The following is a 20,388-nucleotide window of genomic DNA, read 5'->3' as shown; positions in this document are numbered from 1 at the left end:
GGCCCGATAATTTAAAGGATTGATACCATGGTTGCGGTTCGCGATATTCATTTGAAAGACAACTTCACCCTGGAAGAGTGGGTCAGCTCACTCTCCTTGAGTGACAGTGAAAAGGATCAGCTGCGAACCGTCTATCAGTATTGTCTGACGCTCGGTGACGAGGCGCTGACCAGCAAGCTGCTGGTGCGTGGCATCGAAATGGTGGGCATCCTGCAGATGCTCAGCATGGATATCGGCACCCTCAAGGCCGCCATCATCTACCCCTTCGTCGAAGCAGGTCTCATCAGCCAGGAGCGGATGGACGAGGACTTCGGCTCCAAGATCGCCAAGCTGGTGGAAGGGGTGCTGGAGATGGAAGCCATCCGCTCCCTGCAAACCCTCCATCGCAGCGAAACCTCGCCGGAGCAGGTCGACAACGTGCGTCGCATGTTGCTTGCCATGGTCGAGGATGTGCGTGCCGTGGTGATCAAGCTGGCGGAGCGGATCGCCTGCCTGCGGGAAGCGAAGACGGCAGATGAAGAGACCCGGGTGCTGATGGCCCAGGAGATCACCAACATCTATGCGCCGCTCGCCAACCGTCTGGGCATCGGCCAGCTCAAGTGGGAGCTGGAGGATCTCGCCTTCCGTTACCTGCACCCGGATACCTACAAGCAGATCGCCAAGCAGCTCGACGAGAAGCGGCTCGATCGCGAGCGCTACATCCGCGAGTTTGTGCAATCCCTGCGTAATGGGCTCAAAGAGGCGGGGGTTGACGCCGAGGTGTACGGCCGCCCGAAACATATCTACAGCATCTGGCGCAAGATGCAGAAGAAGCACCTCGAATTCAACGAGTTGTTCGACGTGCGCGCGGTGCGGGTAGTGACCAAGCGGCTGCAGGATTGCTATGCGGCGCTCGGGATAGTGCACACCCAGTTCCACCATATTCCCCGCGAGTTTGACGACTATGTCGCCAATCCCAAACCCAACGGCTATCAGTCAATTCACACCGTAGTGGTGGGGCCTGAGGGCAAGACGGTCGAGATCCAGATCCGTACCGACCAGATGCATCAGGATGCCGAGCTCGGCGTCGCGGCGCACTGGCGCTACAAGGAAGGGGCACAGGCAGGCGGCAAGGCCAACACCTTCGAAGACAAGATCGAGTGGCTGCGCAAGCTGCTCGCCTGGCAGGAAGATCTCTCCGAGAGCGGCTCCCTGCTCGAAGACCTGCGCAGTCAGGTGTTCGAGGACCGGGTCTACGTCTTCACCCCGAAAGGGGATGTCATCGACCTGCCGGCAGGCGCCACCCCGCTCGATTTTGCCTATCACGTCCACAGCATGATCGGCCACCGCTGCATCGGCGCCAAGATTGACGGCCGCATCGTGCCGTTCACCTACGCGCTGCAGACCGGCGATCAGGTGGAGGTGATCACCCAGAAGGAGCCGAACCCGAGCCGCGACTGGATGAACCCCAACGCCGGCTTCCTGCGCTCCAGCCGGGCGCGGGCCAAGGTGGCGACCTGGTTCAGAAAACTGGATCGGGACAAGAATATCGTGGCCGGTCGCGAGCTGTTCGAGAAGGAGCTGGATCGCCACAACCTCAGCATGTCCAAGATCGACAAGGGCAACATGCTGCGCCGCTTCAATCTGGAGAGCACCGACGATCTGCTGGCTGGTATCGGCAGCGGCGACATCCGCATCAACCAGGTGCTCAACTATCTAGACACCTGTTACAACAAGCCGACGGCGGAAGAGGAAGATCGCCGCCTGCTGGAGAAGCTGGAGCAGAAGGCCAATGCGCCGATGCGCCACAAGCCCAAAGACCATATCGTGGTGGAAGGGGTCGGCAACTTGATGACCCATATTGCCCGCTGCTGCCAGCCCATTCCGGGGGACTCCATTCAGGGCTTTATCACAATGGGCCGTGGCGTTTCGATCCACCGGGAAGATTGCGAGCAGTTGAAAGAGTTGTCACGGCGCAACCCCGAGCGGCTGATCGATGCGGTGTGGGGGGAGAACTACTCCGGCGGCTACGGCCTCACCATCAGGATCATCTCCAACGATCGCTCCGGCTTGCTGCGTGATATCACGACCGTGCTGGCCAACGAGAAGATCAATGTGATGGGGGTGCGCTCACGCTCCAACGTGCGCGAGCAGACCGCCGAGATCGACATGGAGCTGGAGATTTACAACATCAACGCCTTCAACCGGGCGTTGGCCAAGCTCAGTCAGCTCAATGACGTAATTAGCGCCAAGCGGCTTTGATAGCGAACCGACCGGCCCCAGTGGCCGGTCTGCATTTACGACCCTTTTTGAACAAATCGAAAGCGAATATTCCATGTCCCAACGTTACGATCTGCCCCAACTGCTCGATATCATGGCTCGTTTGCGTGATCCGCAAAACGGCTGCCCCTGGGATCTGAAACAGAACTTCCAGACCATAGTGCCGCACACCCTGGAAGAGGCCTACGAGGTGGCCGATGCCATCGAGACCGAAGATTGGCAGGGGCTGAAAGGGGAGCTGGGCGACCTGCTGTTTCAGGTGGTGTTTTACGCCCAGCTGGGTAAGGAGCGTGGGCTGTTTGACTTCGCCGATATCGTCGATACGGTGAGCGAGAAACTCATTCGCCGTCATCCCCATGTTTTCTCCGATGCCGACCTTGCCAACGAGCAGGCGGTAAAAGCGAACTGGGAGGCGGAAAAGGCCAAAGAGCGGGCGGCCCTCGACAAAGAGAGCGTGCTGGACGATATCCCGCAGGCGCTGCCTGCCCTTACTCGCGCCGCCAAAATTCAGAAACGCTGCGCCACCGTCGGTTTTGACTGGAAGACGTTGGGGCCTGTGGTGGACAAGATCCACGAAGAGATCGACGAGGTGATGGAAGAGGCATTGATGGCCGATGTGGACGAGGCGAGGGTGAGCGATGAGCTCGGTGACCTGCTGTTTGCCACTGTCAATCTGGTGCGTCATCTGGGCAAGGATCCGGAGCAGGTGCTGCGAGGCGCCAACGCCAAGTTCGAACGTCGTTTTCGTCAGGTTGAGCAGATAATCGCCGCAGAAGGCTTGAAAATGACCGATTGCACCCTCGAAAAGCTCGATGCCGCCTGGGATAAGGCGAAGGAAACCGAGCAAAGTTGATTTGGCGCAAGATGGGGGGACGGTGAGCCTGATAGATTTTTGCTCATTGTTTGGGAGAGGGGTTTTTGGTATACTGTTTCCCCGTCCTGCTTCATCCCCGAAGCACCCCTTAAAATTCCCTAAACTTCTTTCAGGTTCAGCATGACGACCAAATATATTTTTGTTACTGGTGGCGTTGTTTCATCCCTCGGCAAAGGCATTGCCGCAGCTTCTCTGGCAGCCATTCTGGAAGCCCGTGGTCTGGATGTGACCATCATGAAACTGGACCCGTACATCAACGTGGATCCGGGCACCATGAGCCCGACCCAGCATGGTGAAGTGTTCGTAACCGAGGACGGGGCCGAAACCGATCTGGATTTGGGCCACTACGAGCGTTTCATCCGCACCAAGATGACCCGTCGCAACAACTTTACCACCGGCCGCATCTACGCCGACGTACTGCGTAAAGAGCGTCGTGGTGACTATCTGGGCGCCACCATTCAGGTTATCCCGCACATCACCAACGCCATCAAAGAGCGGGTGATTGCCGGTGCCGAAGGCCATCAGGTTGCCATCGTCGAAGTGGGCGGTACCGTAGGTGACATCGAGTCCCTGCCGTTCCTCGAAGCCATTCGTCAGCTGGCTGCCGAAGTGGGCCGCAACAACGCCATGTTCATGCACCTGACGCTGGTTCCTTACCTGGCTGCTGCCGGTGAAGTGAAGACCAAGCCGACCCAGCACTCCGTCAAAGAGCTGCTCTCCATCGGTATCCAGCCGGATGTGCTGATCTGCCGCTCCGACCGTGCCATTCCGGCCAATGAGCGCGCCAAAATTGCCCTGTTCTGCAACGTGCCCGAGCGCGCCGTCATCTCCATGAAAGACGTCGACTCCATCTACAAGATCCCGGCACTGCTGAAATCCCAGAATCTGGACTCCTACTTCACCGAGCGTTTCGGTCTGGAGTGCAAAGAGGCTGATTTGTCCGAGTGGGAACAGGTTATCTACGAAGAGGCCAACCCGACTGGTGAAGTAACCATCGGTATGGTCGGCAAGTACGTTTCCCTGCCGGACGCCTACAAGTCCGTCAACGAGGCGCTCAAGCACGGTGGTCTCAAGACCCGTCACTCCGTCAACATCAAGTACATCGACTCTCAGGATATCGAGACCCGTGGCTCCGAGCTGCTGGAAGGTTTGGACGCGATCCTGGTGCCGGGTGGCTTCGGTGAGCGCGGTGTGGAAGGCAAAATCCTGGCTGCCCAGTATGCCCGCGAGAACAAGATCCCCTACCTGGGTATCTGCCTTGGTATGCAGGTTGCCATGATCGAATTCGCTCGCAACGTAGCGGGTATGGAAGGGGCTCACTCCTCCGAGTTCAAGAAAGATTGCGCGTACCCGGTCGTCGGCCTCATCACCGAGTGGGTGGATGAAGAGGGCAATATCGAGACCCGTACCGAGAAGTCCGATCTGGGCGGTACCATGCGTCTGGGTTCCCAGCTCTGCCACCTGGTCGAAGATTCCAAGGTGCGTCAGATGTACGGCAGCCCGACCATTTACGAGCGTCACCGTCACCGTTACGAAGTCAACAACAAGCTGCTGCCGCAGATTGAAGCGGCAGGTCTGAAAGTGACCGGTCTCTCCGCCGACAAGAAGTTGGTGGAAATCATCGAGATCCCGGATCACCCCTGGTTTGTGGCTGCGCAGTTCCACCCGGAGTTCACCTCTACTCCTCGTGATGGCCACGCTCTGTTCGCCGGTTTTGTGAAGGCGGCAGGCGAGTATCAGAAGCGTAATTTGAAGTAATTGAAAATAAATGCGGTTGGGGCACTGTGCCACAGCCGCTTTTTTTGGCATATTTTTGTTGTTTTTTTACGAAACCTGAGGAAATACACATGTCCAAGATCGTTAAAGTGATCGGTCGTGAAATCATCGACTCCCGTGGTAACCCGACCGTTGAGGCCGAAGTTCACCTGGAAGGTGGTTTTGTTGGTATGGCAGCCGCTCCGTCTGGCGCGTCCACCGGTTCCCGCGAAGCGCTGGAACTGCGTGACGGCGACAAGAGCCGTTTCCTGGGTAAAGGCGTGCTGAAAGCAATCGAAGCCGTAAACGGCCCGATCGCTCAAGCTCTGCTGGGTAAAGATGCCAAGGACCAGGCCACTGTCGACCAGATCATGATCGACCTCGACGGTACCGAGAACAAATCCAAGTTCGGCGCCAACGCCATCCTGGCTGTTTCCCTGGCTAACGCCAAAGCTGCCGCTGCTGCCAAAGGCATGCCGCTGTACGCCCACATCGCCGAGCTGAACGGCACCCCGGGTGTTTACTCCATGCCGCTGCCGATGATGAACATCATCAACGGTGGTGAGCACGCCGACAACAACGTCGACATCCAGGAGTTCATGATCCAGCCGGTTGGCGCCAAGACCCTGAAAGAAGCCGTTCGCATGGGCGCAGAAGTGTTCCACAACCTGGCCAAAGTGCTGAAGTCCAAGGGCTACAACACTGCAGTTGGTGACGAAGGTGGTTTCGCTCCGAACCTGAAATCCAACGCCGAAGCGCTGGAAGTTATCGCTGAAGCCGTTGCCGCTGCCGGTTACAAACTGGGCTCCGACATCACCCTGGCTATGGACTGCGCTGCTTCCGAGTTCTACGACGCAGAGAAGAAAGAGTACAACCTGAAAGGCGAAGGTCGTGTCTTCACCTCCAACGGTTTCTCCGACTTCCTGGCTGACCTGACCACCAAGTTCCCGATCGTCTCCATCGAAGATGGCCTGGACGAATCTGACTGGGAAGGTTTCGCCTACCAGACTGCTGAACTGGGCAAGAAAATCCAGATCGTTGGTGACGACCTGTTCGTAACCAACACCAAGATCCTGAAGCGCGGTATCGACAACGGCATCGCCAACTCCATCCTGATCAAGTTCAACCAGATCGGTTCCCTGACCGAAACTCTGGCTGCCATCAAGATGGCCAAAGACGCTGGCTACACTGCCGTCATCTCCCACCGCTCCGGTGAGACCGAAGACGCTACCATCGCCGACCTGGCTGTTGGTACCGCTGCTGGCCAGATCAAGACCGGTTCCATGAGCCGTTCTGACCGTGTTGCCAAGTACAACCAGCTGATCCGTATCGAAGAAGCTCTGGGTGCCAAAGCTCCTTTCCGCGGTCTGAAAGAAGTTAAAAACCAGGCTTAATTTGCTGGTTTGCCAGCCTCGGCTGGAATGAAAAAAAACCGGAACCCAAGGGTTCCGGTTTTTTTATGCCTGATCCTTGCCACAACGGCCTGAGAGGCGAGGGCGTTGTGCCTCTGGTCTCGGGTCAGACAAAAGGCAGCATGCGCTGATAGCGCCCTGCATGCGCCTTGAAGCCCAGCTTTTCAAACAGGGCGATAGAGCGGACGTTATCTGCATCGATATCTGCGGTGAGGCAGGTGACTCCCATTGTGCTGGCGTGGGCGAACAGCAATCCCAGCGCCTCCGACATAAACCCTCTGCGCCAATAGGCCGCATTGAGCAGGCAACCTACCTCGCAGCTGTGGCCCGCCTCGCTGAAGCTGTGCAGGCCACAGGTGCCGATTACCTTGTTGCCCTCCCGCTCGACAATCGCCCACTCCAGCGACTCCCCCGTTTGCTCCAGCCGCACAACGCTCGCCATCATCTGCGCCACCATGGCGGGAGAGGTAAAGCAGGGATCAGAGGCAAACTCCATGGTCAGCGGATTGCCATAAATCTCGAACAGATCGGCGGCATCCTGCGGGCCAATGGTGCGCAGCACAATCCGTATGCCGGTTAAGTCGGGCTTCATAAATCTCCTTGGGATGTGTTACGCCAGCAAAGCCACAGGTGAATAAAGAGGCCATCTGAAAGTCGGTATCTAAAGGCAACTGGCACAATCAAGACATATTCGTATTGCGAACGCCTATTATGCTTTGCTAATCGAATTTATGGACTCAGAAAGATGAGCACCCTAATCTTTTTTAGGCGTCACAATTCAGTTCTGCTCATTGCCTTTGCGTCAGAAACGGTGCGGCGTAGCTGAAGTATTCAGTTTGAGGCGTACGATTCACATCCCAGCGCTTCGTATGTCCAGCTGGACGCTCTCGCTGATTCGCATGAGTAAGGACTAGGCGTTTTTTGGCACGTGAAACCCCAACGAAATAGGCACATAGGTTTTCTTTCTGTTCCGATTCGTTCTTGAAAAAGAATGTTTCGTTTTCGACGGCCATGATGATGACCGAATCAAACTCAAGGCCCTTGCTCTTATGGATGGTCAGTATTCGTACTGCTTGATCGTCTGAGAAACGCTTAAGGGCTTGGGGCAAGTCAGGTTCCAGCGTTAGCAATTCTTCAATCTTCATCTTGGTATCGCGGATTACTTCGCTTAGCCGGACACGAGACTCGTAATCAGGGGAAAGCGACATTAGTGTTTCAACACTGATTTGCTTCAGAAATATTTGAACAAACACCCACCAGCCAGAGAAAGGGGGGGCAACCAGCTCGTTAAGGGCTATTTCTTTTCGTTGCTGCTTGATCAGCCGATCAAGGTCTTTGCGCGCATTCGACGGAGTCTCGTCATCTGCAAACGGGATTAGCTGGTTCATGAGCCGAATCCATGATTTGGGCTCGCGCTGACCATAGAGGCAGGAAAGATAGTCCACTATCAAACGTGCTGCAGGCTCGACGGTGATGTCTTGCATCTGCTGCTCGTTGCGGAAGGGGATGCTACGAGCCTCCAGTTCCGTCATAAGGTGATCAGCGTACAGGTCAAGCTGATTACGAATCAGGACCGCAATTTCTGCTGGTGGCAGCTGTTCTGTGTTTATCCAGTCTGCAATCAAATCTGCAAGGTAGTCTGCTTCTTGACGACTGTTTTCAAAGCGCCACGCGAATACCTCCCCTTCGTCGCCTGCAAGTTGCTCATCAGGCATGACAGAAGCTGGATCCAGCTTGCGAATGATCTCGTTCTGCAAGCGCAGCAAACGTGGTTGAGAGCGGAAGTTTCGGTACATATTGAGTGGAGTTGCTGCAAAATCAGCAACGAAGTCCTGAAAGATGCCTTCCAAAGCGCCTGCCCAGCCCATGATTTTTTGCTTGGTGTCGCCTACGGCGGTCAAGCGAATGTTCGTACCTTGAAACGCGAGCTTGAGGAGTTCGTATTGACGGTTTGTACAGTCCTGGAATTCGTCGAGGAAGACATCGCTGTAGGTCTGACGGATGGCATGTCTCGCGACAGGTGACTTTCTTAGAATCTCAATTGCACACGGCACCAGATCGGAAAACGTGATCAACGTTCGTGATGGGCCAAGTTTCCGATCTGCAATTTGGTATCCGGCATCCAACGCATACTCACCAGTTAGCACAGGACGGAAACGATCGATGATGCGCTTGGCGAATGCGTGAAAGGTATAGCTGTCAAACCGCGCAGCAAGCTCTGAACCACAGCGTCGCTTGACCCGTTCTTTCAAGTTACTGCTGGCATCGACCTTGAACGAAATGGCCAGAATCCGTTTGGGATAGCGGCAGGTACCTGTGCGCAATAGGAAATCTGCCCGCTGTGCAAGCATTTCGGTCTTTCCTGCGCCTGGGCCAGCGGTAAGAGCAAGGCTGCGAGTTTGCTCCTTGGCTGCAATCAGGGCGTTGGGCTCAAGTGTCAGCCCATCTGCAGGTTCCCAAGTCTCGACTGTTATCATTCCGGTAGATCCGCGAGTTTGGTGATGACGGCATCTGCCAATCTGCTCAGGGATGCGGGCATGTTTGTCAGTAGCTCTGCATCAGTCAGCTGAGCCAATGCATCAATATGGGCTGCGGGTTTGCTACCAAGCTTGAAGCGCTGATGGTAGGTGTTAAATAGCTTCTGCTCATCTTCGCTGTACTGGCTTGCATCGTGGTGACTTTTACCCAAAACAGCTTTGATCGTGGATGCCTCTGGGTCTTCCTTAACTACGCCATACGCATCTGGGTAAGCAAGTAACATGGCGAAATCGAGATCCATTGGAGCCGAGAAAAATACACCTCGACTTTCCAGCTCAAGAAATACGTCTTTCGTCCCTCCATCAAAATAGTGATGTGTTCGGACTGGAGTATCGGCTGTATCCCATTTCGGCAGAGTCCAAGCGGCAGGAAGTATTTTTGCTGATTCAAACTTAAGGAGTTGATCATTCACGTACTTGATTCGCCCCCAACCAGCAGAATAGCGAGATATATCGAGGTCTAATAATGTCAAATATGGAATTTGCAGCGTGGAAAGTAGGCGCCAAAAATGATTGACGTGACGTCCACCCAACGGGGCTATTGAAACTGCAGATTCATCAACAGGAGCTCCCTTCGCTTTAAGTAGCCGCGGTAATACGATTTCTTCACTATCACCCTCTCCAAGAACGACAAGCCGCGAGAAATAGATTTCGGGAAATGCTTGGACTGCTTCGCGCACGAATTTGTGTGCATCCTCCTCCCGTTCCGGTAGTTGAATACATGTGACTCGTGATGTTCGCTCTTCGGTCAACCTCAGATAACGGATACGTTCCGGAGCAACGCGCCTCAGCATGGATGGTGCGTGGGTGGCGATGAGCGCTTGTGCGTCACCTTGTCCGGTCATTCCATTGAGGGCATTGACGATCCGCCCAAGGTAGTGTGGCGAGAGACTGTTTTCTGGCTCTTCGAGAGCGACCACCGTAAAGACTGGTGGGCGCAGCTTGTCTGGATCGAATGAAGTATCTTCAGCCGCCAGTACAGCACGGCCAATCGCCTGTGAAGAGTGTACCAGTGACAGATACAGCATCGACTTCTGGCCGTCGCTAAGTCGTGAGAAATCGACCAACTGATCCCCATGGCCAGGAGTGAAAGACACCGACATGTGCCGCAACAAGGCTTCGATCTCGGACGCAGCAAAAGTTAGCTTGGGGTCGGTAAAGAAGCTGCCTTTGTGTAAAGCGCCCCATGTCTTTCTCAAACTTGCGCTGAACGCATTGATTGATGGATTGTCTGCCAAGCTGTCACTGATTTGGTCGGTCAGTCCCTTAATGACCGTTCGTTCTGTATCCCAGTTCACCGCACGCAGCATTCGCCCCAGTAATGCATTCGCACCATAGGCAATGTGATCGGCGGGATCACGGCGGGCGGGAAGGTAGTGGATATGGATATGGTTACGTTCAGCTCGAGGTACTTGGGTGGTGGTAAGTGGTGAGCCATCTGGATTGATATCCAACACATAGACCATGTTTTCCTCTATATCCCCATCCAACCCCATTGTCGCGTTAAGGCGAAAACGAACGCGGGGTGTGCCATCGATCTCGTCGAGGCGCATATGACCGAAATGAGGTGCAACCGTGCTGTTTTCCCCGTCATCTTTTAGTTCAGGGAATACAAAGTCGGCCTCGATCCATAACTGGCGCTCTGGCGGAGGTATTTCTTCGTTCAGCGGGACATGAAAGTCTGAGCGCAGTATTCGACGCTGTGATGGATCAAAGGCAAACAACCGACACAAGGCCTGCAGTGCAGCTGTTTTGCCGGAGCCATTAGGCCCAATGAGGTAAGTAATCTCCTCCAATGGAATTTCGGTGGGTGTGGTCCCGAAAGATTGGAAGCTCGACAGACGGAGGACTTGAAGTTTCATTGCGTATGCTCTGTCTTAGAACGAATAGAATTGGGACTGCCACCGTTTTGAGTGACCCATTGCACGGCACTACTTGCTTACCCGTTCCATCAGACAAGACAGCCTCCAGTCTGCTGTTTTGTAACCAACGGGGTGAGGTTGGCATGGCTCATGGGAAACTCCGACGAGGCAAGTGTTGCCAAATGGCAATATTAACCATGGCGCTGTGGAGAGAAAGCTCAATATTGAGAATTTCTGTGCAAGATCAATAAATTAATCAAATGTCGCCCACGATTGATGACGCGCCGACATAGCGTGAACAACCATTCTTGAGCTATCACCATAGAATATTCATGGTCATATCTGGCTTGAACTAGCATAAAACTCTTTGTTATTGTCCGCGCTCCCCGCTGAAATAGCTTATTTATCTATAAATCAACAAGATAGCATTATGCGGTGGCGTCGCGGGGGCATCTGCTATCGGGAAGGAGAGTTATGAAGTCGCAGTTCAAAGTGGCGCTGGCCATGTTGGCCCTGTTCGTCGTCCAAGGCTGCACAGCCCCGGATTCATCCACCAAGCGCAATGTACCCGGCCCGGTGCTGACCGTGCATTACGAAAGTGCCCCCCTGATCCCCGTCACTATCGCTGGTGAGCAGTACCAGTTTTTGCTCGATACCGGGGCCAGTATCACCTTTATCGATCGTCGTCTGGCCAGCCGCTTCAAGGCGCTGACCTTAAGCGAATTGCCCAGGGCCTATCAGGCTGATTTTGCCAGTGTGAACAGCGTTTCGAGCCAACTGGGCAGCGAGCAGCTTGGCTTTGTTGAGCCGCAGCCCTTCTCGGTGGGGTCGGTCACCATTGATGACAGCGATCTGTGGGCAACCGTTGATTTCGATCTTTTCTCCCAGTCTCTTGGCAGCCGTATCGATGGCATCCTCGGGATCGACACCATCCGCCGTTTCAACTGGGTGTTTGATCGCGACAGGCATCAGCTCACGGCTTCGCTGACGGCACCGTCGGCAGCTACGTTCGAGCGTTGCATCGGCTATGAAGATAGCTACAACCGCTCCCCGGCCGTGTATCTGACCCACGGCGAGAGCAGCGTGCGCATGTATCTGGATACCGGGGCCGATCAGAGCTATGCCGATCATGCCTTTATCGACTTTATGGCCAGTCAGAAGGCGATCTCTGGCGAAGATGCGATGCCACGCAAAGGGGTGGATGCCAGCGGTATGGTGGAGGGGCGTGAACATATCCTCACCGGCCTGCACTTTGATGAGCGCCAGCTCGGTGAGCTGCGCGTGTCGGAAAACAGCAATGAGCAGTATGGTCTGGGGCTGGATTTTGTTAACCGCTTCAATCGCTTTGCGATCATGCCCGGGCGGATGATGCTCTGCTACGACGCCGACAGCCTGGCGCGCAAAGTGCCGCCAATCCTGCGCAATATCGGGGTGCGTTTTGATGGCGAGCATCTGCAGGTCTACTACAGCGACGAACGGGATCTTGCCCCCTATGGTCTGGCCAACGGCGACATTCTGGAGCAGATCAACGGGGTGGCTTATCGTCCCCTCGATATCGACAAGGTGCGTGAACTGCTCAGCACTAGCAAGCCGGGGTCGCTCAAGTTGCGGATTGTGCGGGAAGGAAAACCGCTGGATATCGCCATCTAGTCAAGGTGGGGCGGCAAGATGAGCCGCCCCTATGAGCCTCAGCCCTTGGTCGGATTTTCCATGCAGGTGAGGGTTGGCTGGCCGTAACGCTCCAGCGTGGCGTCGTCCCCCTTGGTGAAGAAGGTGAGGTTTTGCCCTTCATAACGGGCGCCGCTGGCGCTGGGGGCTTCATAGGCGAGCACTTGTTGCTGCTTGTCGCCCTCGCTCAGGTTGATCACCGCGGCGGGCAGCTTGGCATCGTTATAGAAGTAGGTAGAGAGTGTGACGCTCTTGCCGCACTGGTAGTTGATCGGTGCCGGCACCATCAGCTGGCCGCCGCTGATCTGCAGTTCGGTGATCCGCAGCAGGTAGTTATCCTCCACACACTGGCGCAGATCCTGCCCCTTCCAGCAGTCGTTACGCCCCTTGATCCAGCCGCGCTGCATGGCGCGCTCGATCTTGAGCTGTTCGGGAGAGAGCGCGGCAATCGCCTTGGGGTAGAGGGCCGCCAGTTCGTTATCAAGGGCGGCCAGTCCGGCATCCTTGCAGATCAGGGTTTCGACCGATCCGGACGCTTTGGTGCAGTCAAAGGAGGGGGTTGCGGCACTGGCCAGCAGAGGGGCAAACAGCAGGGTGGCAAGCAAGGTCTTGTTCATCGATAGATTCCAGCAATGAGGAGGGCATATCTGCCTACTACAGCACACTCTACAGGGCAATGCAGCAGGGGAGCCGAGCGCATTTTGCTCTGCTGAATGGCTGCCAAACAGAAAAACCCGACACTCCTGGCCGGAATGTCGGGTTTTTTGTTGCCGCGATAAAGTGGGAGGCGGGTTGCCCGGTTGATCAGGCCAGCGCCAGTTGCTGACTGCGGGCGCGCCACAGCCGCTCGTGGAAGAAGAACACCACGGTGTTGATGGCCGGTTCGATCATCGCCATCACGCCGCCGGTGAGCAGCTCGCCGCTCAGCAGGAAGGCAACCCCGAAGGCCACCGAGAAGTGGACCACCGCGAAGCTGCTGGTCTTGGCCTGCAGGCTGTGATTTGGCTTGAGCGTGTGCCAGCCAAGGTCATGAAAGTAGAAGGCGACCGTGTTGACGGCGGGCTCGATCAGGGCGATCAGACTGGCGGTCAGCAGCTCACCGGTCAGCAGGTAAGCCACGGTAAAGGCGACACCGAAGTGCAGGATGGCAAAGCTGATGGTCTTTTTCATGATGGCGGCTCCCTCTGTTGATGATGAGAGTATCCGCCAAAATGAGATTAAATGAAAATTATTCTCATCTATTGCCCGAATAGGGAAAACCTATCAAAGGAAAAGTGCCTCCGCACTGCCGTGAGGCAGGCCCGCGGTGTGTCAGCATTTCGGGCAGGCCGGATAAAAACAGGAAGCCCTGTGACGGGGCTTCGCTTTTCGGTCTACCTGGGCACAGGGCCGCTATTACTACTCTGAGACCTTATTGAGCCACTCTACCCTGTACAGAAGACCTTGGAAACGAAGACCTTGGACACCCATCCTTTGGGTTATGGCTATGCTGCGCCTTGCTCAGAAAGGTGGGTGTCCCAGATTTGATTACTTATTATCTGAATTCGCGGCTAACATAACACAAAATTTATAGCCGCCATCATGTGAGATACGGATATGAAAGGTCAGTTAAAGACGATTGCAAACACTGTAAAAGGAGCTAAAGAGCATATAGCGTCATACAGTGAAATGGCAATTGATATTTTTATAGATGAAGAAACATTAAAAAACATCCCTATAGTTGAACATGCGATTAAAATACTCAACATACGTGATGCATACAAAAAGAACAAAATCAAAAGAAATTACCTATGCTTTATTGAATCTGTATCAAAGTTAAGTGATTCAGAAACTGAAACATTCTCCACAACTTTATTTAATGGTGATGCTTTGGGTGAAGATGCGACAGAGACACTGTTCGAAATTATTGCTGAAGGTGAAAAACCAATACGCGCCTCAATTGCTGGAAATTTAGTCTGTGCATTAGCTAAAGGAAAAATATCGTTAAAAACTTACAATGATCTTCTTCTAATTGCTCACTCAGGCTCCATTCTTGCCCTAAAATCTATTCCAGAGGCAACTAAAACAATGGCTCATTTTGGAGAATGGGATCATCCTTTTGGTTCGCCAGAAGAACCTCTACTTATTTCATTGGGCATTGTGAAAAAACAAGGCCGAATAATGATGCTTTCAAAGCTTGGGAAACAATTTTTCATTCATGGATATAATATAAATGAAAATCAATAAGTAGTTGATGTCGTGATAAATAAAAAAGCTTGATAACGCCCGCTTAAGGGGCAGCCAATGCTACTACCAACTTACCGCATAACACCGTACTCACATAAACCAACGCATAGTAAAAATGCCACGCGTTGGTTGTCCCTCTTGAACCGTTTGTTATATTTAAAATCCATAGTCCTTCAAATGTAGGCCAAAGAAAGGAATCAATATTTCTTCTTCAAACATGGATAATTCGTGCTCTGGAACTTTTATAAAGGTAGAACGATGATTCGGAGACCACCATTTTTGAATTCCTGTGTAACATTCTTGCGTTTTTGAGCGAGCAATTACGCGAAATGGTCGATCGGACCATCCATCTCCCCAATTCGAGAAGTAATTTATCGGACCTGTAAATTGTCCTAATACATACACTCCGTTATTACCATGTGTTAAATAGAAGTAATCACCAATTTTAGCTTCAACAAATGTCTGCCCTTGAGTTACAGATGACTGTCCTTGAGCTGCTGTATCCTTGTGAACATATACTAAGCGATCTTCAATTGACTGAAGCATATCTTCATAAGTGAAAAATTCAGTCCCTTGTGACAATTTCCAAAATGTCGGTTTCATTACATACTCCAATTAAATATAACGCCCGCTTAAGGGGCAGCCAACGCTACTACCAACTTACCGCATAATACCGTAACCACAAAAACTAACGCATAGTAAAATTGCCACGCGTTGCGAATCCCTCTTGAACAACTTGTTGTATTTTTGTTTCTTCAACAGTTAATTTACCTTGCTTGGATTGATTATAGCTGTCCTCATACTCCGCTATACTGCGTTGCAGATACGCTGCCATAAATGGATCAACTTTACTAAATTCATCAAAAAGGACATCGTAGCAATAATTTAAAGATGGGCGATTTTTGGGACAAACAGATAAAAGACTAAGAATTAGATCTCGTACCCTCCTATTCTCACAATCCACTTTTCGCTCGCCTGTTTGAGCCCAACCCGACCACCCACCAGATTTGTTGTAGCTTGGACTGCGGCTTAATGCGAAAGTTACAGTTTTTCCTGTAGGATGCTTACCATCAAACAACAAAGACAATATAACCCCTAAAGCAAAAAGGTCTGGCTCAAAAAACTCAGCTTCATTTGAGTTTTCGTATTGTTCAGGGGCGCGAAAAGCAAATTTACCACCTCTTCTACCTTTTACTGAGTCTTTGACATAATAGTCTGCCATACCAAAATCACTTATCATCATGCGATATCGAAAACTATCATGTAAGTTTTTGGGTGGGAAAGGTTCGTAGTTATCTTTAAAAAAACGTGGTTTCCCTTGAGAATCAAATTTGTACGCTAAATCTTCAAATAATATGTTTGGTGGGTTCAGGTCTTGATGGTACATCAACCCTGAACTTCGCATATCGAGCAAGCCTTTTACGATCTGAATTGAGTAATTAAAGGCAGATATCGTATCTACACCTTTTTTGATTAGGTCGGATAATGTTCCATCTGTAGCACTACGCATGCAAACATAAACTTCATCATTAATTTTGTGTACGTACTGTATAGGTACAATAAATCTGCTTTTTATCTTCGACCACTTATCTATTTCTTCAAGAAAGATAGGAAAGGAGTCAGGCTTGATTGATTTGCATTTTTTGTATGCAATAAATTCAGGGTAGACAAACAACGCACCATTTTGAGGAACATTTTTAACTAAATAAACTTTCCCCGAGTTACCCTCAAAGGTTTTGATCACAACTCCTTTAAACACAGGATATAGAGCTTCAACTTCGTTGAATATGTTAATTTCCACCGATACTCTCCAAAAAATATAACAGTGATTAGATGGAAGGCGGCACTAATCCGTTAGCAGAGCATTCCATATAACTCCGTAACATTTTCATCGCCACCAAGTTAAAATCATTATTAAATCATAATGTTACCCGTTTGCTTCTCATGCTGGGCGTATTCGCTTGACTTCCTCTTTTTGCGCCACCGTTACTACTGTATGAAAAATCAGTGCTCAGCGCACTCTTGGCAAGCGCCGCCAAAGCACGCCTGCGTGAGCAGGTCAGAAATCAGCATAAGGCCGTCACTATGTTGACTGGGTGGTCGTGGGCAACGTTCGCTTATCCATTCCATCCGGCATGGCTACCGCCCCTGAATTTCAGCCTCCAGTCTGCTGCGTTTAACCAACGGGATGGGGTTGGCATGGCTCATGGGAGACTCCAACGAGGTGTGTGTTGCCAATTGGCTATAGTACCGACCCCTTGGCCAAGGGAAAGGGCGATGCGGGGAGTTTCTGAGCCAGATCAAGCAATTAATAAATCGCGACCGGTTGGCGCAGGGAGTGGAAAGTGCGACCACTGTGTTGCTGGATAAAAAGTGTTGGCGGGTAGCCGTGTCGGTGGGTAAAAGCGCTGGCGGGTAAAAAACAAGAAGCCCCTGAACGGGGCTTCTCTTTGCTGGCCATGCCGCCACTGTGAACGGCTGGGCTGACCGGCTCGCTGGCGCGTTGGCCGGGTGCCGGAGCGAGTTGATGCGGGCCTATTCTGCGGCCTTGTTCAGCCACTCGACCTTGTACTGGGCACCGGCGCCCTGCGCCAGCTTGGCACAGAGCGGTTTGAGGAAGGCTTCGATCTGCTCGTCCAGCATCCAGGGCGGGCTGATGATCAGCATGCCTGAGCCGTTCATGCCCCAGTCGGCAGTCTGACCGGCCACTTCCAGCTCGGCCACCAGCACGTTACCGAAGTTCTCGCGCTTGATGGCGCGCAGCATATCGCGGGATTTGTCCGCCTCCTGCCCAAGGATGGGATACCAGAGGGCGTAGATGCCGGTCGCCCAGCGTTTCTGCGCCTTTTTCAGGGTATCGACCACGGCGAAGTAATCTTCTTTGAGCTCATAGGGCGGGTCGATCAGCACCAGCCCGCGGCGCGGGGTCGGCGGCAGCAGGGCGATCAGCCCCTCGAAGCCGTCGCGGTGGTGCACGGCCACGCGAGGGTCGTAACCCATATTGGCGCGCAGGTCTTCGACCTCGTTGTTGTGCAGCTCCATCAGCGCCAGCTTGTCCTGCTCGCGGGTGAGGCGACGGGAGAGCTCCGGCGAGCCGGGGTAGTAGTGCAGCTCGCCATCGCTGTTCATCTCTTCGATGACGCCGAGATAGGGGGCCATGGCAGACCACTGGGCCCGCTCGTCCCACAGGCGGCCGATGCCGTCGGCATACTCGGCCTTCTTCTGGGACCAGTCGCCGCGCAGGTCGTAGAGACCGCCACCGGCATGGGTGTCCAGCACGATAAAGGGTTTCTCCTTCTTCTTGAGGGACTCGATGATCAGGGCCTGAACGGCGTGTTTCAGCACGTCGGCATGGTTGCCGGCGTGAAAGGCGTGGCGGTAGCTCAGCATATTAGATCTCTGAGGGGGCCCTGCAGGGCACCCAGTAACGATAGATAGTTCAACAAATTGCGGCTGTTGCCGCGAAACAGGGAGAGGCTGCGCAGGGTCTGCAACAGGACGCCCTGTTGCAGCCGCTCCAGCTCCAGCTCGTGGGCCAGCATCGACTGATACTGCTGCTCGTCGAGTCGCGTCTTGGCGCTCTGGCGCAGGGCGCGCCACGGGGTCAGCACCGCTTCGGTCTGCACCAGCGCCGGTTGCAGGTCGGTCAGATCGACCACGATGCCGAGCTGATCGAGCCGGTGCAGCAGCAGCGCGAGATTGACGTTGCCCCCCTGCTCCTGCACGGTGAGCCAATCCTGGCTGCGCTCACCATAGACCTTGCCGCTCCAGTGCCAGAAGCCGATCGGCGTCGGCAATTCGTGGACCGCGACCCGCTCGCTGGCCATCAGCTGTTCGTCACGCAAAGAAGGCTTGCTCCATGGTTTCCAGCTCTTCGGAGAGGCTCATCCACTCCAGCTCCACCTCTTCCAGCTGCTCCTTGAGGGGGCCCTGGGATTTGAGCAGTTCGGAGAGCTTGGTTTTAGCACTCTCTTCATAGATAGCGGGGTCGGCCAGCTGGCTCTCGATGTCGCCAAGCTTGCCTTGCAGCTTCTCCATGCTCGCTTCGAGCTTTTCCAGCTTTTGACGCAGGGGACGGGTCGTTTGCCGGAACTCCGCCTCGCGCCGCTTCTGATCCTTGCGTGCCACCGCCGAGTTGGCAGAGACGGGACCATCGGCCGGTTTGGCGTTGGCCTCTTTCTCCTGCTCGCCGAGCCACTTGTGGTAGTCGTCCAGATCGCCGTCGAACGGCTCGACCCGGCCACCGTGCACCAGATAGAAGTCATCTGTGGTGGTACGCAGCAGGTGACGGTCGTGGGAGACCACTACCATGGCCCCTTCGAAGCCTTGCAGCGCCATGGTGAGGGCGTGGCGCATCTCCAGATCCAGGTGGTTGGTCGGTTCATCCAGTAGCAAGAGGTTCGGCTTTTGCCAGGTGATCAGCGCCAGCACCAGTCGCGCCTTTTCGCCGCCGGAGAAGGGGGCTACCTTGTCGAGCGCCTTGTCACCGTGGAAGCCGAAGCTGCCCAGATAGTTGCGCAGCTCCTGCTCGGTCTTGTCCGGCGCGAGGCGGGCCAGATGATCGAGCGGGGAGTCATCGAGACGCAGGGTCTCCAGCTGATGCTGGGCAAAGTAACCGATGCTCACCCCGGCGCTCACTTCGAGCTTGCCGGAGAGCGGCGGGTTGGAGCCCGACAGCATCTTGATAAAGGTGGACTTGCCGGCGCCGTTGCGACCGAGCAGACCGATGCGCGAACCCGGTACCAGATTGAGTTTGATCTTCTCCAGGATCACCTTGTCGCCGTAACCGGCAGAGAGGTTCTCCATGGCGATGAGCGGGGTCGGCAGGGCCGACGGCTCGCGAAACTCGAAGCTGAACTCCGAGTCGGCGTGGGCGGGCAGGATCTTCTCCATCCGCTCCATGGCTTTCAGGCGGCTCTGGGCCTGACGGGCCTTGGAAGCCTTGTAGCGGAAGCGGTCCACATACGCCTGCATGTGGGACATCTCCCGCTGCTGCTTCTCGTACATGGACTGCTGCTGTGCCAGATGTTCGGCGCGCTGCAGTTCGAAGTCGGAGTAGCCGCCGGTGTATTCGTTGAGCTTGCCGTTCTCGATATGGATGATGCGGCTGATGACCGAATCGAGGAAATCACGGTCGTGAGAGATCAGCACCAACGTGCCCTGATAGCCCTTGAGCCACTTCTCCAGCCAGATCACCGCATCGAGATCCAGGTGGTTGGTCGGTTCATCGAGCAGCAGCAGATCGGAGCGGCAGAGCAGCGCCTGGGCGAGGTTGAGGCGCATGCGCCAGCCACCGGAGAAGCTGCGCACCGGCGAGCTCAGCTGCTCGTCGCTGAAACCGAGGCCGTGCAGCAGCTCGGCGGCGCGGGCGCGAATGCTGTAGGCGCCGATGGTATCGAGGCGACCGTGCAGCTCGGCTACCAGCAGACCGTTGTCATCCTGCTCGGCTTGCACCAGCTGGGCTTCCAGCGAGCGAAACTCCTTGTCGCCGTCGATCACATACTCGAGCGCGGAGCAGTCGAGCGCCGGGGTCTCCTGCGCCACGCCCGCAATCTGCCAGCCAGCGGGCAGGCTGAAGGTGCCGCTGTCGATGGCCAGCTCGCCCCGTACCAGTGCAAAAAAGGTGGACTTGCCACAGCCGTTTTTGCCCACCAGACCCACTTTGTGGCCGGGGTGAATGGTGGCGGAGGCGTTGTCCAGCAGCTTGCGGCCGCCGCGGATCAGTTCGATTTGACTGGCAACTATCATGGGTGGGATCTGCTTGCTCAAAATGGAGGAGAAAAACTGGCGCGGAT

Annotated in this window: 16 protein-coding genes; 6 read left to right on the top strand and 10 right to left on the bottom strand. The window is 54.3% G+C overall.

The genetic code is table 11. The features are described from left to right. The first annotated feature begins 27 nt into the window (after window positions 1-27). The 4 genes from relA (at window position 28) to eno (ending at window position 6,282) form a co-directional block, all read left to right on the top strand. The gene (relA, locus tag I6L46_RS13150; RefSeq protein WP_005335588.1) at window positions 28-2,241 is read left to right on the top strand and encodes a GTP diphosphokinase; all 2,214 of its coding nucleotides are present in this window, start codon (window positions 28-30) and stop codon (window positions 2,239-2,241) included. Window positions 2,242-2,314: 73 nt separating this feature from the next. Beyond that, window positions 2,315-3,112 carry a nucleoside triphosphate pyrophosphohydrolase gene (mazG, locus tag I6L46_RS13145; protein ID WP_129503328.1) on the top strand — a complete coding sequence of 266 codons (798 nt, stop codon included), beginning with the start codon at window positions 2,315-2,317 and terminating at the stop codon, window positions 3,110-3,112. A gap of 141 nt (window positions 3,113-3,253) precedes the next feature. Beyond that, window positions 3,254-4,891, top strand: coding sequence for a glutamine hydrolyzing CTP synthase (gene pyrG / locus I6L46_RS13140; RefSeq protein WP_033113091.1), 1,638 nt, complete (start codon window positions 3,254-3,256; stop codon window positions 4,889-4,891). A gap of 89 nt (window positions 4,892-4,980) precedes the next feature. After that, window positions 4,981-6,282, top strand: a complete 1,302-nt coding sequence (gene eno / locus I6L46_RS13135; RefSeq protein ID WP_128834102.1) for a phosphopyruvate hydratase — start codon at window positions 4,981-4,983, stop codon at window positions 6,280-6,282. Between the two features lie 124 nt (window positions 6,283-6,406). On the opposite strand, the gene I6L46_RS13130 is transcribed toward eno, so the two are convergent. The 3 genes from I6L46_RS13130 to I6L46_RS13120 form a co-directional block, all read right to left on the bottom strand. Next, entirely contained in the window at window positions 6,407-6,892 is a 486-nt protein-coding gene (locus I6L46_RS13130; protein WP_216975863.1) for a GNAT family N-acetyltransferase, read from the bottom strand. A gap of 196 nt (window positions 6,893-7,088) precedes the next feature. After that, the gene (locus I6L46_RS13125) at window positions 7,089-8,777 is read right to left on the bottom strand and encodes a UvrD-helicase domain-containing protein (protein WP_216975861.1); all 1,689 of its coding nucleotides are present in this window, start codon (window positions 8,775-8,777) and stop codon (window positions 7,089-7,091) included. After that, on the bottom strand, window positions 8,774-10,699 hold the full coding sequence (locus tag I6L46_RS13120; protein ID WP_216975859.1) for an ATP-dependent endonuclease: 1,926 nt from the start codon (window positions 10,697-10,699) through the stop codon (window positions 8,774-8,776). The genes I6L46_RS13125 and I6L46_RS13120 overlap by 4 nt, the downstream gene beginning before the upstream one ends. A gap of 474 nt (window positions 10,700-11,173) precedes the next feature. Here I6L46_RS13120 and I6L46_RS13115 point away from each other — a divergent pair, with 474 nt between their 5' ends. After that, entirely contained in the window at window positions 11,174-12,349 is a 1,176-nt protein-coding gene (locus I6L46_RS13115; RefSeq protein WP_216975857.1) for an aspartyl protease family protein, read from the top strand. A 38-nt stretch (window positions 12,350-12,387) separates the two neighbouring features. On the opposite strand, the gene I6L46_RS13110 is transcribed toward I6L46_RS13115, so the two are convergent. Next, entirely contained in the window at window positions 12,388-12,984 is a 597-nt protein-coding gene (locus tag I6L46_RS13110) for an MliC family protein (protein ID WP_216975855.1), read from the bottom strand. Between the two features lie 187 nt (window positions 12,985-13,171). Beyond that, window positions 13,172-13,537 carry a DUF2061 domain-containing protein gene (locus I6L46_RS13105; RefSeq protein WP_040068342.1) on the bottom strand — a complete coding sequence of 122 codons (366 nt, stop codon included), beginning with the start codon at window positions 13,535-13,537 and terminating at the stop codon, window positions 13,172-13,174. 426 nt (window positions 13,538-13,963) lie between these two features. Here I6L46_RS13105 and I6L46_RS13100 point away from each other — a divergent pair, with 426 nt between their 5' ends. Beyond that, window positions 13,964-14,593, top strand: a complete 630-nt coding sequence (locus I6L46_RS13100) for a hypothetical protein (RefSeq protein ID WP_216975854.1) — start codon at window positions 13,964-13,966, stop codon at window positions 14,591-14,593. Window positions 14,594-14,749: 156 nt separating this feature from the next. On the opposite strand, the gene I6L46_RS13090 is transcribed toward I6L46_RS13100, so the two are convergent. From I6L46_RS13090 to I6L46_RS13065, 5 genes are all read right to left on the bottom strand, one after another. Further along, on the bottom strand, window positions 14,750-15,196 hold the full coding sequence (locus I6L46_RS13090; protein ID WP_216975851.1) for a hypothetical protein: 447 nt from the start codon (window positions 15,194-15,196) through the stop codon (window positions 14,750-14,752). Between the two features lie 85 nt (window positions 15,197-15,281). Beyond that, the gene (locus I6L46_RS13080) at window positions 15,282-16,394 is read right to left on the bottom strand and encodes a protein kinase (RefSeq protein ID WP_216975850.1); all 1,113 of its coding nucleotides are present in this window, start codon (window positions 16,392-16,394) and stop codon (window positions 15,282-15,284) included. 734 nt (window positions 16,395-17,128) lie between these two features. Further along, window positions 17,129-17,983: a 23S rRNA (adenine(2030)-N(6))-methyltransferase RlmJ gene (locus I6L46_RS13075; protein ID WP_216975848.1), complete on the bottom strand. Its 855-nt coding sequence runs from the start codon at window positions 17,981-17,983 to the stop codon at window positions 17,129-17,131. Then, entirely contained in the window at window positions 17,977-18,438 is a 462-nt protein-coding gene (locus I6L46_RS13070) for a DUF2390 domain-containing protein (RefSeq protein ID WP_216975846.1), read from the bottom strand. The genes I6L46_RS13075 and I6L46_RS13070 overlap by 7 nt, the downstream gene beginning before the upstream one ends. Further along, entirely contained in the window at window positions 18,431-20,341 is a 1,911-nt protein-coding gene (locus tag I6L46_RS13065) for an ABC transporter ATP-binding protein (protein WP_216975844.1), read from the bottom strand. Before I6L46_RS13065 ends, I6L46_RS13070 begins: the two co-directional genes overlap by 8 nt. Between the last annotated feature and the right edge of the window lie 47 nt (window positions 20,342-20,388).

The organism is Aeromonas sp. FDAARGOS 1416 (assembly GCF_019048085.1).
In the GTDB taxonomy this organism is placed as follows: Bacteria; Pseudomonadota; Gammaproteobacteria; order Enterobacterales; family Aeromonadaceae; genus Aeromonas; species Aeromonas veronii.
Note: the sequence above shows the minus strand (reverse complement) of the source record. Positions and strands in the feature narration are given on the sequence as shown.

Coding starts and splice junctions, on each gene's coding strand:
- I6L46_RS13090 (WP_216975851.1), bottom strand. CDS start 15,196: ATGAAACCGACATTTTGGAAATTGTCACAAGGGACTGAATTTTTCACT.
- I6L46_RS13065 (WP_216975844.1), bottom strand. CDS start 20,341: ATGATAGTTGCCAGTCAAATCGAACTGATCCGCGGCGGCCGCAAGCTG.
- mazG (WP_129503328.1), top strand. CDS start 2,315: ATGTCCCAACGTTACGATCTGCCCCAACTGCTCGATATCATGGCTCGT.
- I6L46_RS13100 (WP_216975854.1), top strand. CDS start 13,964: ATGAAAGGTCAGTTAAAGACGATTGCAAACACTGTAAAAGGAGCTAAA.
- eno (WP_128834102.1), top strand. CDS start 4,981: ATGTCCAAGATCGTTAAAGTGATCGGTCGTGAAATCATCGACTCCCGT.
- I6L46_RS13075 (WP_216975848.1), bottom strand. CDS start 17,983: ATGCTGAGCTACCGCCACGCCTTTCACGCCGGCAACCATGCCGACGTG.
- pyrG (WP_033113091.1), top strand. CDS start 3,254: ATGACGACCAAATATATTTTTGTTACTGGTGGCGTTGTTTCATCCCTC.
- I6L46_RS13120 (WP_216975859.1), bottom strand. CDS start 10,699: ATGAAACTTCAAGTCCTCCGTCTGTCGAGCTTCCAATCTTTCGGGACC.
- I6L46_RS13110 (WP_216975855.1), bottom strand. CDS start 12,984: ATGAACAAGACCTTGCTTGCCACCCTGCTGTTTGCCCCTCTGCTGGCC.
- relA (WP_005335588.1), top strand. CDS start 28: ATGGTTGCGGTTCGCGATATTCATTTGAAAGACAACTTCACCCTGGAA.
- I6L46_RS13115 (WP_216975857.1), top strand. CDS start 11,174: ATGAAGTCGCAGTTCAAAGTGGCGCTGGCCATGTTGGCCCTGTTCGTC.
- I6L46_RS13105 (WP_040068342.1), bottom strand. CDS start 13,537: ATGAAAAAGACCATCAGCTTTGCCATCCTGCACTTCGGTGTCGCCTTT.
- I6L46_RS13130 (WP_216975863.1), bottom strand. CDS start 6,892: ATGAAGCCCGACTTAACCGGCATACGGATTGTGCTGCGCACCATTGGC.
- I6L46_RS13125 (WP_216975861.1), bottom strand. CDS start 8,777: ATGATAACAGTCGAGACTTGGGAACCTGCAGATGGGCTGACACTTGAG.